Origin of the sequence: Blautia sp. TM10-2, from assembly GCF_003480845.1 — a bacterium.
GTDB classification, from domain to species: domain Bacteria; phylum Bacillota; class Clostridia; order Lachnospirales; family Lachnospiraceae; genus Fusicatenibacter; species Fusicatenibacter saccharivorans.
Genome location: NZ_QUJZ01000002.1, coordinates 260,179 through 276,422 on the forward strand (window position 1 = coordinate 260,179; position 16,244 = coordinate 276,422).

Below are 16,244 nucleotides of genomic sequence, written 5' to 3' on the forward strand. Positions count from 1 at the left end.
AAATGATTAGTTTTCGGCATAAGGGTGATTTTTCAAAAGCAACACAATATTTGCTGCGGATTAAAGATACAACAAAAATTAGTGTATTGGAAAAATACGCGCAAGAAGGTGTTGCTGCCCTTTCTGCAGCTACGCCTATTGACACAGGACAAACGGCTACGTCTTGGGGATACAGGATAGAGAAAACTAATTCTGCCATACGGTTAGTCTTTACTAACTCGAACATTAATAAAGGGGTTAATATCGCCGTTATACTGCAATACGGACACGGAACCGGAACTGGTGGTTGGGTTGAAGGAAGGGATTACATAAATCCAGCAATCCAACCTATTTTTGACAAAATTGCAAAAGAAGCTTGGGAGGAGGTCACTAGGGCATGAGTGAAGTTATTGACAATCGAGTCTTGGAGATGAGATTTGATAATCGGCAATTCGAGAGTGGAGTTGCAACAACATTGTCTACTCTTGATAAGCTTAAACAGAAACTTAATTTATCTGGTGCCTCCAAAGGGCTTGAAGATGTAGGAATGGCTGCGAAAGGCATAGATCTATCTGGACTTGGGGCAGGAATACAAACCGTTCAAGCAAAATTTTCAGCACTTGGAGTTATGGGTGCTACTGTGCTGGTAAATCTTACAAATCAGGCGTACTCGGCAGGAAAGAAGATAAGTGAAGCATTGACGCTGCAACCATTAAAAGATGGTTTTGCTGAATATGAAACTCAGATGGATGCTGTTCAGACCATCCTGGCAAATACTCAGAAGGATGGCACAAATATCGCTCAAGTAAATGCCGCATTGGATGAGTTGAATACATATGCCGATAAAACGATATACAATTTTACGCAGATGACAAGAAACATTGGTACATTTACGGCGGCTGGTGTTAAACTCGATACTTCTGTTAAGTCGATTCAGGGTATCGCAAACTTAGCGGCAGTATCAGGCTCAACATCACAGCAGGCGTCGACCGCTATGTATCAGCTTTCTCAGGCTATTGCAGCTGGTAGTGTAAAATTACAGGATTGGAATTCGGTTGTTAATGCAGGAATGGGCGGACAAGTATTTCAGGATGCGCTTATTCGAACATCTGAGCATTTACAGACAGGGGCAAAAGCAGCAATTGCTGCTAAGGGATCTTTTAGAGAATCTTTGCAGGAGGGTTGGATAACAACTGAGGTGCTTACCCAGACACTCGAGCAACTTTCCACCGCTGCCGATACTACCGAGGAGTATGAAGCCGCAGTAAAGAAATTTGTTGATCAGGGCTACACTCAAGAAGAAGCGAAGCAGATGGCTGATTTGGCAAGAACAGCCGGAAATGCGGCAACAAAAGTTAAGACATTTTCACAGCTTATCGATACTTTACAGGAAGCACTCGGATCCGGTTGGACTAAATCGTGGCAGCTCATTATCGGTGACTTTGAAGAGGCAAAAGAGCTTTGGACTGGTGTGTCCGATACTCTGAGCGATATGATTAACAAATCAGCAGATGCCAGAAATGATCTGATACAAGGATGGGTTGATCTTGGAGGACGTTCCTCGATGATCGAATCTTTTAAAAATTCTTTCACTGCACTTGGAAAAGTTATATCGCCGATCAAGGAAGCTTTCCGAGAAATTTTTCCGAAAGCGACTTCTGAACAGTTATACAACATTACCGAAAACATTAGAAAATTCACCGAAAGCCTTATAATAAGCGACTCCAATGGAGAAAAATTAAAGGTAACGTTCAAAGGTATCTTCTCCGTTTTGGATATCGGAATTGAAGCTATGAAATCAGGAGTAAAAGGAATTCGAGAGTTTGCTAGTAATTTTAAAGGGTTCAACTTTGATTTATTAGATTTTACGAGTTCACTTGGCGAGTATCTTGCAAACCTTAGAGAATCAGTAATAGATGGCAACTTATTTGATAAAGTTGTTTCTAAAATAATAGATACATTATCGACTGGAATTTCAAAGGTTAAAGAGTTTGGCAAATCCTTAAAGCAAAGTGCTGATGAATCCATGACATTGCAGGGAATTGCAGGATTTTTACAGGGATTTTTTGGCGTGATTAAAGGAATTGGAAGTGCAGTCGTTAATGTTTTCGAAGATATTGGAAAAACCATATCGAAGGCATTCGGAAAAGGGAATATGTTCGAAGTATTCAATAGTGGCCTTTTTAGTGGATTTCTTGTCCTTATAAATAATTTTGTCAATACACTATCAGACACTTTCGAAAATATGTCATTTCTTGAGAGCGTACAGGATATTTTAGGTGGTGTTAAAGATACTCTCGAGGCATACCAAAAGAATTTGCAGGCAGATACCTTACTCAAGATAGCTGGGGCAGTCGGAGTTCTTGCCGCAGCACTGTTTGTAATAGCAACAATAGATTCAGATAAGCTCGGAGCATCCCTGCTGAGTGTTGGAACATTATTTGTTGAATTAACCGGTGCAATGGCTGTTTTGAGCAAGATCGACAGTGGATCAACTAAACCGCTATCTGGAATCGTGTCTAGTTTAGCTTCAATTGTCAAAACCGTTCAGATGATTGGTCTTACAGCTGCTGTTGTTATTTTAGCAGGCGCAATGAAAATACTTGCAACTCTTGATTGGGATGGGATTGAAAAAGGACTTGTCGGAGTTGCCGGACTTGTGGCGATATTAGTGTCGGCCGCAAAACTTATGAATACCGAAAGTAAATCGATTACGAAGTTTGCAGGTCAAATGATTTTGATGTCAGCTGCTGTTGCTGCATTGGCAGTTGCCGGAAAATATATTGCATCGATGTCGTGGGACGAAATGAAAAAAGGCGGTGCTGGTATACTTGGACTTGTAGCGATATTAGTGTCGGCCGCAAAGCTTATGAATACCGAAAGTAAATCGATTACGAAGTTTGCAGGTCAAATGATTTTGATGTCTGTTGCCATAGGAGCACTCACAGCAGTTGGAAAATATATTGCATCAATGTCATGGGACGAAATGAAAAAAGGCGGTGCTGGTATACTTGGACTGACTACAATACTCATGACAGCATGTAAGATCATGGATACAGATTCGAGATCGATTACGAAGTTTGCAGGTCAAATGATTTTGATGTCAGCTGCACTTGCGGCACTTATTCCAACAATAAAATCTTTCGGAGGCATGAGCTGGACAGCGATAGGAAAAGGTCTTACTGTCATTGGCACGTCATTGCTTGAATTTTCAATAGGACTAAAAGCGATGAATGGATCTAAAAAGGGAGCCTCTGCACTTTTAGTTGCAGTAGCCGCACTTCGAATTTTTGTTCCCGTACTGGAATCACTAGGAAACATGGATGCGAATGCCATTGTACAATCATTAATTACACTCGGATCTACATTTGCGGTGTTTGGTGCTGCTGGATTAATATTAAAGCCTCTGGTTCCAACTCTTCTTGGATTGGCAGGAGCGTTTGCTTTATTTGCAGCGGCAACCGTAGGCATTGGGATCGGATTGACAACCATTGCAGCTGGATTTTCAATGTTATCAGCCAGTGTCATAACTGGCGCAACGGCTCTTGTTGCCGGACTCGGCGTTATCACGACAGGAATTTTAGGACTTGTACCAGAAATCACGGAAATCATTGGAAAAGGAATTGTACAATTAGCAGCCGTTCTTGGAGAATACGCACCACAGTTGGCAGAAAGTTTTCTTAGGCTTATATCTGAATCCCTGTCCTCATTAGCGAAATATACACCAGAAATTGTCGATTCATTGCTAATATTTGCAATAGGATTGATTAATGGAGTTGCTGAACATGCACCAGAATTGATAGCGGCGGCAACACATCTTATCGATTCTGTAATAAAAGGAATTTTTAGTGCGTTGAATGGACTCGATGCTAAAAATCTATTAATCGGTGTATTAGCTGTTTCTGGTTTAACCGGGCTTATTTACGCGTTAGCAGGAATCACATCGCTTATACCAAGTGCCATGGCTGGCTTGGCTGGGGTTGGCGCTGTTTTAGCAGAGTTAGTTGGGATTTTAGCAGTAGTTGGTGGAATCGCACAAATTCCTGGCCTTGAATGGCTTGTTACCGAAGGTGGCGATTTTCTACAAAAAATAGGAACAGCAATTGGACAGTTTACCGGCGGGATCATAGGCGGAGTTGCTGAAGGTGTTATATCGACACTACCAAGAATTGGAAACGATTTGTCGATGTTTATGCTGAATATTCAAACCTTCGTTGAAGGGGCTAAACAGATAGATTCGTCATTACTTGAAAGTATTCAGACATTATCCGCGACTATACTCATATTGGCAGGAACTAATGTTGTCGATGCCATAGCTTCTTTCTTCAGTGGAAATGATCATTTTTCTCGATTTTCAAAGCAGCTTACAGCATTCGGCGAAGGAATGAAGCAGTATGGAGAAGCCGTAAGTGGCCTCAACACTAGAGATATAGAGAATTCAGCAGCGGCGGCGGAAGCTATTGTTAAGGTTGTAGATGTATTACCATCATCCGGAGGAGTCGCACAATTCTTTTCAGGAAAACATGATCTTAGCCGGTTCGGAAAGGCTCTTATACCATTCGGAGAAGGCATGAAGCAGTATGGTGAAGCCGTAAGTGGAATAGATACCGGTTCCATACTAACTTCTGTTCTAGCCGCAAATGCGATAGTTGCAGTTGCAAATGCAATACCGACGGAAGGCGGACTCTGGCAATTACTCAGTGGTAGTAAAGATCTTGATCAGTTTGCAAATAAGCTTGTTCCATTTGCATATAGTATGAAGTATTATGGAGAGATTGCATCAGAAGTCAATACTACTGCGATTATTGGATCAACAGCGGCTGCGAATGCGATGATATCTGTAGCAAACGCAATACCAGTAACCGGAGGTTTCTGGAGCTTATTTGATGGCGATAGAGACCTCGGAGATTTCGGCAAGAAATTAATTCCATTTGGTGAAGGCATGAAATCGTACGCTGAAGCCGTATCTAATATCGATACGGGTGCGATATTATCGTCGGCACTAGCCGCAAATGCCATCATAGGTGTAGCAAACGCGATACCCGTGACTGGAGGTTTCTGGAGCTTATTCGATGGTGATAGAGATTTGAGCAAGTTCGGTACGAAATTAATACCGTTTGGGTATGGAATGAAATATTATGCCGATGCGGTATCTGGGATAGACACTGGTTCAATAATATCATCAACATTAGCCGCAAATGCCATAATAGGAATTGCAAACTCAATTCCTATGACAGGTGGATTTTGGAGTTTATTCAATGGTGACAAGGATCTTGGAGATTTCGGTAAGAAGTTAATCCCATTCGGCGAAGGAATGAGATTATATGCCAATATTGTTGCTGATCTTGATGCCATGTCTATCGTTAGGTCAGCAGATGCAGCGAGTGCAATAGTTGATGTGGCAAATGCAATTCCTATAACAGGTGGATTCTGGAGCCTATTTGATGGCGATAAGGACTTAAGTAAGTTTGGTACAAAGTTAATACCGTTCGGATATGGTATGAAGTCATATGCCGATGCGGTGGCAGAGATAGATACGCAAGCAATAGCGAGGTCGATAATAGCAGCTAATGGACTGATTGATGTAGCAAATGCTATACCTACCGAAGGTGGATTTTGGACATTAATTGATGGAAAGAAAGAGATTGGGGATTTTGGTCAAAAACTGATACCATTTGGAAAGGGAATGAAATCATATGCTGAAGCGGTTGATGGACTTAGTGTCGGATCAATTCTATCATCGTCGATAGCCGCAAGATCATTGATTAGTATTGCTGAGTCAATACCTACCGAAGGTGGATTTTGGACATTAATTGATGGAAAGAAAGAGATTGGGGATTTTGGTCAAAAACTGATACCATTTGGAAAGGGAATGAAATCATATGCTGAAGCGGTTGATGGACTTAGTGTGGCTCCGATATTAGTTTCGGGCGTTGCAGCGAAAGCCCTAATAGATGTGGCTGAGTCAATTCCGGTAGAGGGTGGATTCTGGTCTCTGATTGATGGCAAAAAAGAGATTGGGGATTTTGGTCAAAAACTGATACCATTTGGAAATGGTTTAAAGTCGTATTCAGAAGCAGTGGATGGACTTAGTGTTGGATCAATATTAACATCAGCTGTTGCGGCTAATTCACTTATTGGAATACTAAATTCGTTACCTACCGAAGGCGGATTTTGGACGATAATCAATGGTGATAAAGAAATCGGGAATTTCGGTAAGAAATTAGTACCATTTGGCGAAGGAATGAAATCATATGCAGAAGCCGTAACGGGAATTGACGAAACTGCCATTATCCGATCTGCAGGTGCAGCATATTCTCTGATAGGTGTGGCAGAAGCGATACCGACAGAAGGCGGTATATGGGAATTATTCCAAGGTGGAAAAGATCTTGGAAATTTTGGTCAGAAATTAGTACCATTTGGCGAAGGAATGCAACAGTATGCCGCGGCAGTAACTGGATTAAAACCTAGCGCTATATCAGCCTCTGTTCCTGGCGTTAAATCGATGGTTTCCGTCATCGAATCTATCCCGGCCAATCTAAATCTTCTAGTCAGTGTTGACAGTATATCTGGAATTGGAGAAAAATTAACAGAATTTGGAAAAGCGATGATAGACTATTCTGAAACTGTTAATGGTTTGAATGCAGGATCTATTCTTTCATCGGTCGAAGCAGCTAAGTCCATTGTTGAGGTTATTAACAGCACTGCTGGAATGTATTCTGGCGGCGTTAGTTCATTCGTCGATTCTGTAAATAAATTTGCAGAGGCTAATATCGACGATTTTGTTAAAGTATTCGATGGCGCTTCTGGAAAAATGGAATCTGCTGGAAAAAAAATGCTGGAGTCATTACTCAACGGAATGAAACCAGTAACCGCGACGATTTTATCGACATTAACAGCGTTGACTACACAGATGAATTCAAATCTCAGTAGTAAAGCAAGCATGTTTCATGGGATCGGTGCGACATTAATGAACAAGTTTGTCTCAGGCATAAAAAGCAAAAATGATAATGTTGTATCAGGATCCACGTCAGGCTTATCGTCAGCGGTCAAAAATATGCGAAGCTATTACAGTAGTTTTTATAGTGCGGGTTCGTATGTGGCTGGTGGATTTTCATCTGGAATCAGAGCGAATATTCAAAGTGCGGCTTCGGCTGCTGCCCGGATGGCATCTGCGGCTTCAAACGCTGCGAGACAGAATCTGAAAATTCATTCCCCATCGAGAGTGTTTAAAGAGATCGGTTCTTACGTGCCACAAGGATTTGCTCAGGGTATAAGTATGTTCGGAGGACAGGTCAAAAAATCTGTTTCAACAATGGCTGATACCGCGACAAGCACAACTCAGAGTGTTTTGGCACAGATGCTGAGTATGATTGATAGCAATATTGACGCACAGCCAACGATTAGTCCGGTTGTTGACTTAAGTAATGCGAGAAGTGGAATCAGTGCTTTAAATGGAATGTTTAGCACAGGACAAACTATTGGAATCAGAGCGAGTCTCAACGACATCAATACATCCATGAATTATAAAAATCAAAATGGGGATATAGGTGAAGTTATATCAGCGATCAATAAGTTGCGAAAAGACATTGGTAACATGGAACATGCAACATATCAAATTAACGGAATAACTTACGACGATGGAAGCAATATTTCAGACGCAATAAGCACTATTGTTAAAGCGGCGAGAATAGGAAGGAGGGTGTAAGATGGCTACGTATACAGTTGTTAAGGGAGATTGCCTCTGGGGGATTGCCAGAAGATTTCTTGGAGATGGCACCCGATGGACTCAGCTTGCGGATAAAAATGGGATATCGAAAACAAATCCTATAATCTATCCTGGGCAGGTTATTAATCTCGATGTAAATGGAACCTCTGCACCAAAAACTTCTCCCACATCTTCAACACCTACTAAGCCGACTGTGCAATATTTTGGATTGCAGGCCGGAACAGATAGGACATTGTTCGCAACATGGAAATGGAGTAGAGCAAATACAAACGGTTATAGCGTTTGGTGGGAATATGCAACTGGAGATGGTGTCTGGTTTGTTGGTAACATAACATCGACTGCTGAAAATGTCCGACAGAGTACATATTCAGCACCATCAAACGCAACAAAGGTAAGATTCTGGGTTAAAGCCATATCAGAAACCCATACAGTAAATAATGCCCAGGTGAGTTACTGGACTGGCAAGTGGTCAACAGCAATTACCTATGATTTCACAAACGCCCCTCCAGTAACACCAAGCAATCTGAGTGTGTCGATTGATGACAAGTATAAACTCACGGTCACGGCACAATACACATCAACAAAGCCAGCGGCAGACGGAATTCAGTTCCAAATCGTTAAAGATAACACAACAATCTTTAACACTGGAAATGCTGAATTAAAGACTACGCTGGCTTCTTATTCTTGTACGGTGTCGGCTGGCGGGGAATATAAGGTACGTTGTAGAGCATATCGAGGAAAGTTATACAGTTCTTGGACAGATTATTCAAGCAATACAGCAACCGCACCATCAGCGCCAATAGGAATAACTTCAATTAAAGCAACATCAAAAACATCGATATATCTTGAATGGGATAGCGTTACGACGGCGACTAGCTATGATATCGAATATGCTACTCAGGAAAGTTATTTCGATGGATCGGATAAAACGAGCACGGTAAGCGGAATCGAATTCAACCATTACGAGAAAACTGGTCTTGAAACCGGAAATGAATATTTCTTCCGTGTACGGGCATCAAACAGCAAAGGCAAATCTGCATGGACAAGTCCGAAGTCTATAGTAATTGGAAAAACACCGGTGGCTCCTACAACGTGGTCATCGACAACAACGGCGATTACTGGGGAGCCGCTCACATTGTATTGGGTTCATAATGCCGAGGATGGGTCAAGTGAGACGTATGCGGAATTGGAGCTGATAATCGGAAGTAATAAGCAGACAAAAACCATTAGGAAGAGTACGGATGAAGATAAAAAGGATCTTACAAGTACATACTCGGTTTCGACATCTGGGTATACTGAAGGAACAAAAATTCAGTGGAGAGTTAGAACAGCTGGCATAACAAAGGAATACGGAGAATGGTCTATCCAGAGAACTATCGACGTATATACGCCACCGACCATGTCTTTAAATATAACAAACTCAAAAGGTGAAGCGCTTGATGAGATTACTTCGTTTCCGTTTTATCTTAAAGGACTGACCGGTCCTAAGACGCAGGCACCGATCGGCTATTATCTGACAATAACCACAAAAAGTGCATATGAGACGGTTGACGAAGCTGGCTGTTCGAAGATGATAAGTAAAGGCGAGCAGATTTATTCAAAATACTTTGATACAACAGATCAGCTTACTATTGCTTTCTCAGCAGGAAACATAGACCTCGAAAATAATGTTACTTATACAATTTCATGCATAGCTTCTATGAATTCTGGTCTTACCGCAACATCATCAGTTGACATACTGGTCGCTTGGAAAGATGAAACATACCAGCCAAGTGCTGAAATTGGAATAAACAAAGACACGTTGACTGCGTATATACGCCCATATTGCGAGTATTACCCTTATGAATATTATGAGGTTACAAAAAATGGGTCAACATATACTCCAACGACAACTAAAATTTCGACAATTGATGGAACGTCGGTGAATGGAGCGGTGACAACAACTGGTGAAACAGTGTACTCTGGAAGATTAAATGGATCAACTGTATATTTTTGCGCGAGGGTTGCCAAAACTGGTAAGCCGGTGTCAGGCATCACGCTATCTGTATATAGACGTGAATTCGATGGTTCGTTCACAGAACTAGCAACTGGAATTGCAAATGGAAAGAATACTTACATTACTGATCCGCATCCGGCACTCGATTATGCTCGATATCGTATCGTGGCGACAAGCACTTCAACAGGGGCTGTAAGTTATACGGATATGCCTGGCTATCCGGTGAATGAGAAAGCAGTCATTATTCAATGGGATGAGGAGTGGCAGGAATTTGACGTTACTGACGGAAAAGAGACAAGCGAGAAACCATGGTCTGGATCTCTTTTAAGACTGCCATATAATATCGACGTGTCTGATAATCACAGCGCCGATGTTTCGCTTATAAAGTATCAGGGAAGAAAACGACCTGTGAGTTACTATGGCACACAGCTCGGTGAGACTGCGAGTTGGAAAGTCGAGATAGAGAAATCAGATGTTGATACTCTATATGCTCTACGGAGACTTGCGATCTGGATGGGCGATGTATATGTAAGAGAACCATCCGGAAGCGGATACTGGGCAAACATTTCCGTTTCATTCAGCCAGACACACAAAGTACTTACGATTCCAGTAACACTCGATATCACGCGAGTTGAGGGAGGTATCTGAATATGGTTGATTGGTCCGCATCGATGCAGCAATCATTTGAGTATTATATCGTTGACCCAGGGACATGGAAAGATACTGAGAGGATTCGCACGGTGAAATCATGTTCAATAACGCGTGATACATCGGCTGAGACTCTTGGGTCAGCTTCGATTGATATGACGGAATCGGTTGGAGAATGCTATATTCGAGCATATCTCGTTACAATTCAAAATGGTTTTAAAGATAAGCATCCATTGGGAACATTCTTAGTCCAAACGCCATCATTAAAGTTTGATGGAAAGGTAGAGGATATATCGGTGGATGCTTATACACCATTAATGGAACTTAAAGAAAATAAGCCACCGATAGGTTTTTTCTTATTAAAAGGCGAAAATATTATGGAAAATGGCTATCGACTTGCTAGGACACATGTGAGAGCTCCAGTAGTTGCGGCAACCAACTCAGAACCATTATTTTCAAACTTTGTCGCCGAAACAGATGAAACATGGTTGGCATATATAAGCGCCTTAATCTCTAATGCAAAGTATTCCTTTGACTTAGATGAGTTAGGGCGTATTTTATTTGCACCGAATCAGGACACAGCATCACTTCAGCCCGTATGGACATACAACGACGGAAACAGCTCGATTCTATACCCAGATATCAGTATTGATCGAGATCTATATGGAATTCCGAATGTGGTTGAGGTTATTTATTCCGAAGGGTATGACAAGTATTATGCCAGAGTGGTGAACGATGATCCAAACAGCTCTACATCGACAGTGAGTCGTGGAAGAGAAATAGTACATAGGGTGAGCAATCCGGATTTGATCGGTAATCCAACGAAAAATCAGATCAATGAATATGCTGAACAATTGCTTAGAGATTTGTCTTCGTTGGAATGCACAGTGACATATACCCATGGCTATTGCCCTGTTCGAATTGGGGATTGCGTCCGACTTGATTATAAGGGAGCAAAACTCACTAATATTAAGGCAAAGGTAATTAGTCAGACAATTAAATGTGAGCCTGGATGTCCAGTAACAGAAAAAGCTGTTTTTACAACTAAATTATGGAGGTGATACGTTGTGATTCTATCAAGTGATCTTATAGATCAACTCGTCAAGGTTACCAGCAATGATGAACAAAAACTTACCGAGTCGAGTGCTTATGGAACAATTGTCAAATACGACAATAAAAACTATGTTCGTCTTGATGGGTCAGATTTATTGACTCCGATATCTGCAACTACAGTGTTGTCGGACGGCGACAGGGTAATCGTTACGATTAAGAATCACACTGCCCTGGTTACTGGAAATATTTCCTCTCCATCGGCAAGTGACAAAGATGTCAAGGAGATGGGTAGCAAGATCTCAGAGTTTGAAATAGTTATCGCCGATAAAGTAAACACGAAAGAGCTTGAAGCAGAGATTGCCAGAATCAATGATCTTACAGCAGATAATGTGACAATCAAGGAGAAACTTACGGCAAGTGCTGCGGAAATCGATGATCTCAAAGCAAAGAATATTGAAGTTGATGGGAAATTAACTGCTAATTCTGCTGAGATCGAGAATGTTAAGGCGAAAATGCTTACGGCAGAAGCAGCCGATATTAAATATGCGAGTATTGAGAATTTAAATGCGGCTAATGCTAAAGTAAATAATCTTGAAGCTACATATGGCGAGTTTAAAGATTTAACTACTGAGAAATTCGAATCAACGGACGCGACGATTAAAAATCTTGATACCAAATTTGCAAATGTTGATTTCTCGAACATCGGGAAAGCTGCAATCGAGCAGTTTTACGCCACATCTGGTATTATCAGAGACCTTGTTATCGGAGACCAGACAATTACTGGAGAATTGGTTGGTGTAACCATTAAAGGTGATTTGATTGAAGGCAATACAATTGTTGCAGATAAGCTCGTTATCAAGGGAGAGGATGGGCTTTACTATAAACTCAATACAAACGGTGAAAGTGTTGAGACTCAACAAACAGAATATAACAGCATTCACGGTAGTGTGATTCAAGCAAAATCAATCACGGCTACTAAAATTGATGTAAAAGACCTCGTTGCATTTGGAGCTACCATTGGTGGTTTCCATATCACCGAGGATTCTTTATATTCTGGAGTAAAAAATAGTGCTGATAACACGACCAGAGGTATCTATATGGATACAAAGGGCCAGCTGGCAATTGGTGATAAGGCAAATTATCTCAAATACTATAAAGATCAAAATGGGGAATACCAGCTTGCAATTTCAGCAAAAAGTATATCTTTTGGTGTAAGTGGTAGTTCTGACCCTGATCCGGAAGAACCAGAAGAAGGAAATAATCTGGTAGATGTCATTAATGGTATCCAGAATGACATTAATAAAGTTAGACAGGAAGTAACAACAAGTCTGTCAATTGAGTCATCTAGGGGAAATATCTTTAAGAATGATTCGCAGGCCATGGTACTCACGGCTGTGATCTATCATGGAACCGAGAGAATTACTTCTATTACCCGTCTTAAAACCGTATTCGGAAGTAGTACAGTTAGTGTTAGATGGTCGATGCAGAAATTCAATGAAACATCATTTACAGTGATTTCTGCAAATGACTCAAGAATTGGAAGTGATGGATTCACTTTCTCACTCACACCTGACGATATCGAAAACAAAGTCACTTTAAAATGTGAATTCATTTTAAATTCTCTCATCAAAGCTTCAGATCAGATCACAGTGATCGATGTTACTGATGCCTATTCAGTTGTTTTAACAAGTGAGACATATACGTTCATCGGAGGCACTTCCGGTGCCGAGGCAGGACAGACTTGTTCGACAGAGGCTGCAGCATATTGTGGGCAAAATCAATGTTCAAAAGTGTCGGTGAATCGATCCGCAATTGTATGCCCAGCAGGTATTTCCGCAACGGTAACAAACAACAATACATCTCTTGCGAAAATCACTTTTAAAACAACAGCAATCATAAGTTCTGCGTGCGAGGCGACTATACCAATTGTAGTAGACGGCATGACATTCTATAAGAAATTCTCGTTTGCTGTAGCTAAAGCAGGCGCAACTGGACCTAAGGGAGATCAGGGAGTTGCGGGCAAGGATGGTAAAGACGGAGCGACAACCTATTTTCATGTTAAGTATTCGGCTGTTTCAAATCCGACATCTTCAAGTCAGATCGGTGAAACACCAAATACATATATTGGAACCTATGTCGATTTTATATCAGAAGATTCGAACGATCCCAAAAAGTACAAATGGTACCGATTTCAGGGGCTTCAGGGAAAGCAAGGCGAAAAAGGAATCCCTGGCGAGAATGGAGCAAATGGTGAGACCTCATATCTTCATATCAAATATTCAGATGATGGCGGAAAGACATTCACATCAAAGAATGGAGAAACTATGGGCGCCTACATTGGAACATGTGCTGACTTCGAGGTTGACGACCCAACAACTGTTAAATCTTACTCATGGGCACGAATTAGAGGAGATCAAGGCCCACAGGGACTGCAGGGGGTTCAAGGAGAGCAAGGAAAACAGGGAATTCAGGGAGAACCTGGAAAAGATGGAAAGACAACTTATTTCCATATTAAATACAGCTCAGTTGCAAATCCAACAGCATCGAGTCAGATGAGTGAGATAGCTGATACATACATCGGGACTTATGCAGATTTTACAGAGGCTGATTCAACAGATCCGAAAAAGTATACATGGCATCGTCTTGAGGGAATCCAGGGAGAGCAGGGAAAACAGGGAATCCAAGGATCGACGGGTGCTGATGGTAAAACCTCATATTTGCACATTAAATATTCGAACGATGCCGGTAAAACGTTTACTGGAAACGAAGGAGAAGATAGTGGCGAATATATTGGCACTTGTGTTGATTTCAACAAAAATGATCCGACTACTGTTACTGCATATAAGTGGTCAAAAATGAAGGGTGAAGTCGGAGCAACTGGAGCCGCTGGCAAGGATGGAATTGTCATAAGTATTACCGGAAGTAATGGTTTTACATTTAAAAACAGTCGAGGTAGCACTGCATTGACTGCTCATGTTTTTAAAGGTGGGGTTGAGCAGGATATCACAGATGGCGGCATTTGCGGATCACTCGGAACAATCAGATGGTATGTTGGCACTTCTACAACAGCGAAAGCTACAGCGAGAAGCATTACCATAACGGCAGATGATATCACGAATATTGGCTCGTATATATGCCAGCTTGAGTAATGAAGAAAGAGAGGAAATTCAAAATGGCGGCTAAAGCATCATGCCAGGTTACAATTGCCGATATTACGGATGCATATTCTGCAGTATTGACGAGTGAAACCTATACTTTTATGGGAAATACGTCTGGAGCACCAATTGGTTCCGCTTGTACGACTCAGGCAATGGCCTATCAGGGTAATATTCGGTGTTCGAAGGTTATAATTGGTACAATTTCATGTCCAACTGGTATTTCCGCATCGGTTTCAAATAACGGAACGGCATCTCCGACAATTACGTTTAAAACAACAGCGGTGATCGCGGTAGCATGTGAGGCAAGTATTCCTGTAATTATTGATGGAATTACGATCTATAAGAAATTCTCATTTGCGGTTGCCAATCAAGGAGCTGGATTTGGGTGGAATCTAGTCAGAAACAGTAACTTGAGTGATGGGACAAAATATATCGTTGCTGAAGGTGCTACAATGAACGTTGTTGACGATTCTGTCTATGGTAAAGCGTTAACAGTAACGCCTGTTTCTGGAAAACGGATATATTGGAATGTCGAAAAGGTATGGGGTGCAAATACAACATACACAGTTTCGTTTATTGCAAAAGCATCGGTTGCTGGGCAAAAAATACAACCGTCGAGATCTCTTGCGGACTACGGCGAAGACATATCATTAAGTACGGTCTATAAGCAGTATACGACACAGATAGTATCAACAGCAACAGTTGATGGTGGAACGTTATCATTCAGCTTTAGTAATGCGTCCGGAGATATTGCCATCACAAATGTCAAACTCGAAAAGGGAACAAAAGCGACAGAATGGACTCCGCATCCTGATGATTTGATTGGAGATACTGGCAAAGGAATTAAGTCGACAGCAATTACATATCAGGCAAGTACATCTGGAACAACGGTTCCGACCGGTACTTGGTCTGGATCTATACCAACAGTTTCAGCCGGACAATATCTGTGGGTGAGGACTATATTTAGCTACTCTGACAATACGACATCCACAATATATAGCGTTAGCCGTATGGGTGCAAATGGTACAAATGGAACCGATGGCAGTAACGGAAAGAGCATCGGATCTGTAGTTAACTACTATTTGGCAACGGCATCTTCCAGCGGAGTTACAACGGCGACGAGTGGATGGACAACAGCTGTCCAGTCTGTGTCTGCGGCTAAGAAGTATCTTTGGAATTATGAAGTTGTAAAATACAGTGATGGAACCGTAGCAAGTACAACTGCGCCTTGCATTATTGGATCATATGGTGATCGGGGAAGTAAAGGGGATAAAGGTGATACCGGATCAACCGGAAATGGTATTAAGGGGATCGTGGAGCATTACGCGGTTTCTTCATCCAATTCGACTGTTCCTACATCGTGGTCGTCTACGGTTCCGACAATGACAGAGAGCAACAAATATCTCTGGAACTACGAGATAATTACTTATACAAATGGGACAATGGTTGATACTACGAAACGAGTCATAGGTGTATATGGTAATAAAGGTGCTACTGGGGCTACTGGTTCACAGGGATATAGTCTTGTGGCAAATGTGGTTAGAGACGCCTTCACCGAGTCTCAGTGGACAAGATATGGAACGATTAATCGCGAAGAAACTTGGTCCAGCACATCTGGTATCCGTAATGGTTGCCGGATTGGTGATATGTTTGCAATCGTTGGAACTGCAACGGACACAAA

At 41.7% G+C, this 16,244-nt stretch carries 6 protein-coding genes; all 6 read left to right on the forward strand.

The features are described 5' to 3' along the window. The first annotated feature begins 2 nt into the window (after positions 1–2). Entirely contained in the window at positions 3–380 is a 378-nt protein-coding gene (locus DXD92_RS03405; RefSeq protein WP_118640074.1) for an HK97 gp10 family phage protein, read from the forward strand. Next, complete coding sequence (locus DXD92_RS03410) at positions 377–7,687, forward strand: tape measure protein (RefSeq protein ID WP_118640075.1); 7,311 nt, start codon at positions 377–379, stop codon at positions 7,685–7,687. Before DXD92_RS03405 ends, DXD92_RS03410 begins: the two co-directional genes overlap by 4 nt. 1 nt (position 7,688) lies before the next feature. Continuing rightward, the gene (locus DXD92_RS18445; RefSeq protein ID WP_158581756.1) at positions 7,689–10,352 is read left to right on the forward strand and encodes a LysM peptidoglycan-binding domain-containing protein; all 2,664 of its coding nucleotides are present in this window, start codon (positions 7,689–7,691) and stop codon (positions 10,350–10,352) included. A 2-nt stretch (positions 10,353–10,354) separates the two neighbouring features. Beyond that, complete coding sequence (locus tag DXD92_RS03420) at positions 10,355–11,413, forward strand: hypothetical protein (RefSeq protein ID WP_118640076.1); 1,059 nt, start codon at positions 10,355–10,357, stop codon at positions 11,411–11,413. Positions 11,414–11,419: 6 nt separating this feature from the next. Beyond that, a complete protein-coding gene (locus tag DXD92_RS03430) occupies positions 11,420–14,554 on the forward strand; it encodes a hypothetical protein (protein WP_243104831.1) in 3,135 nt (1,044 codons plus the stop codon). 23 nt (positions 14,555–14,577) lie between these two features. Then, positions 14,578–16,244: hypothetical protein (locus DXD92_RS03435; RefSeq protein ID WP_199696569.1), on the forward strand; the 1,667-nt coding region annotated here is incomplete at its 3' end.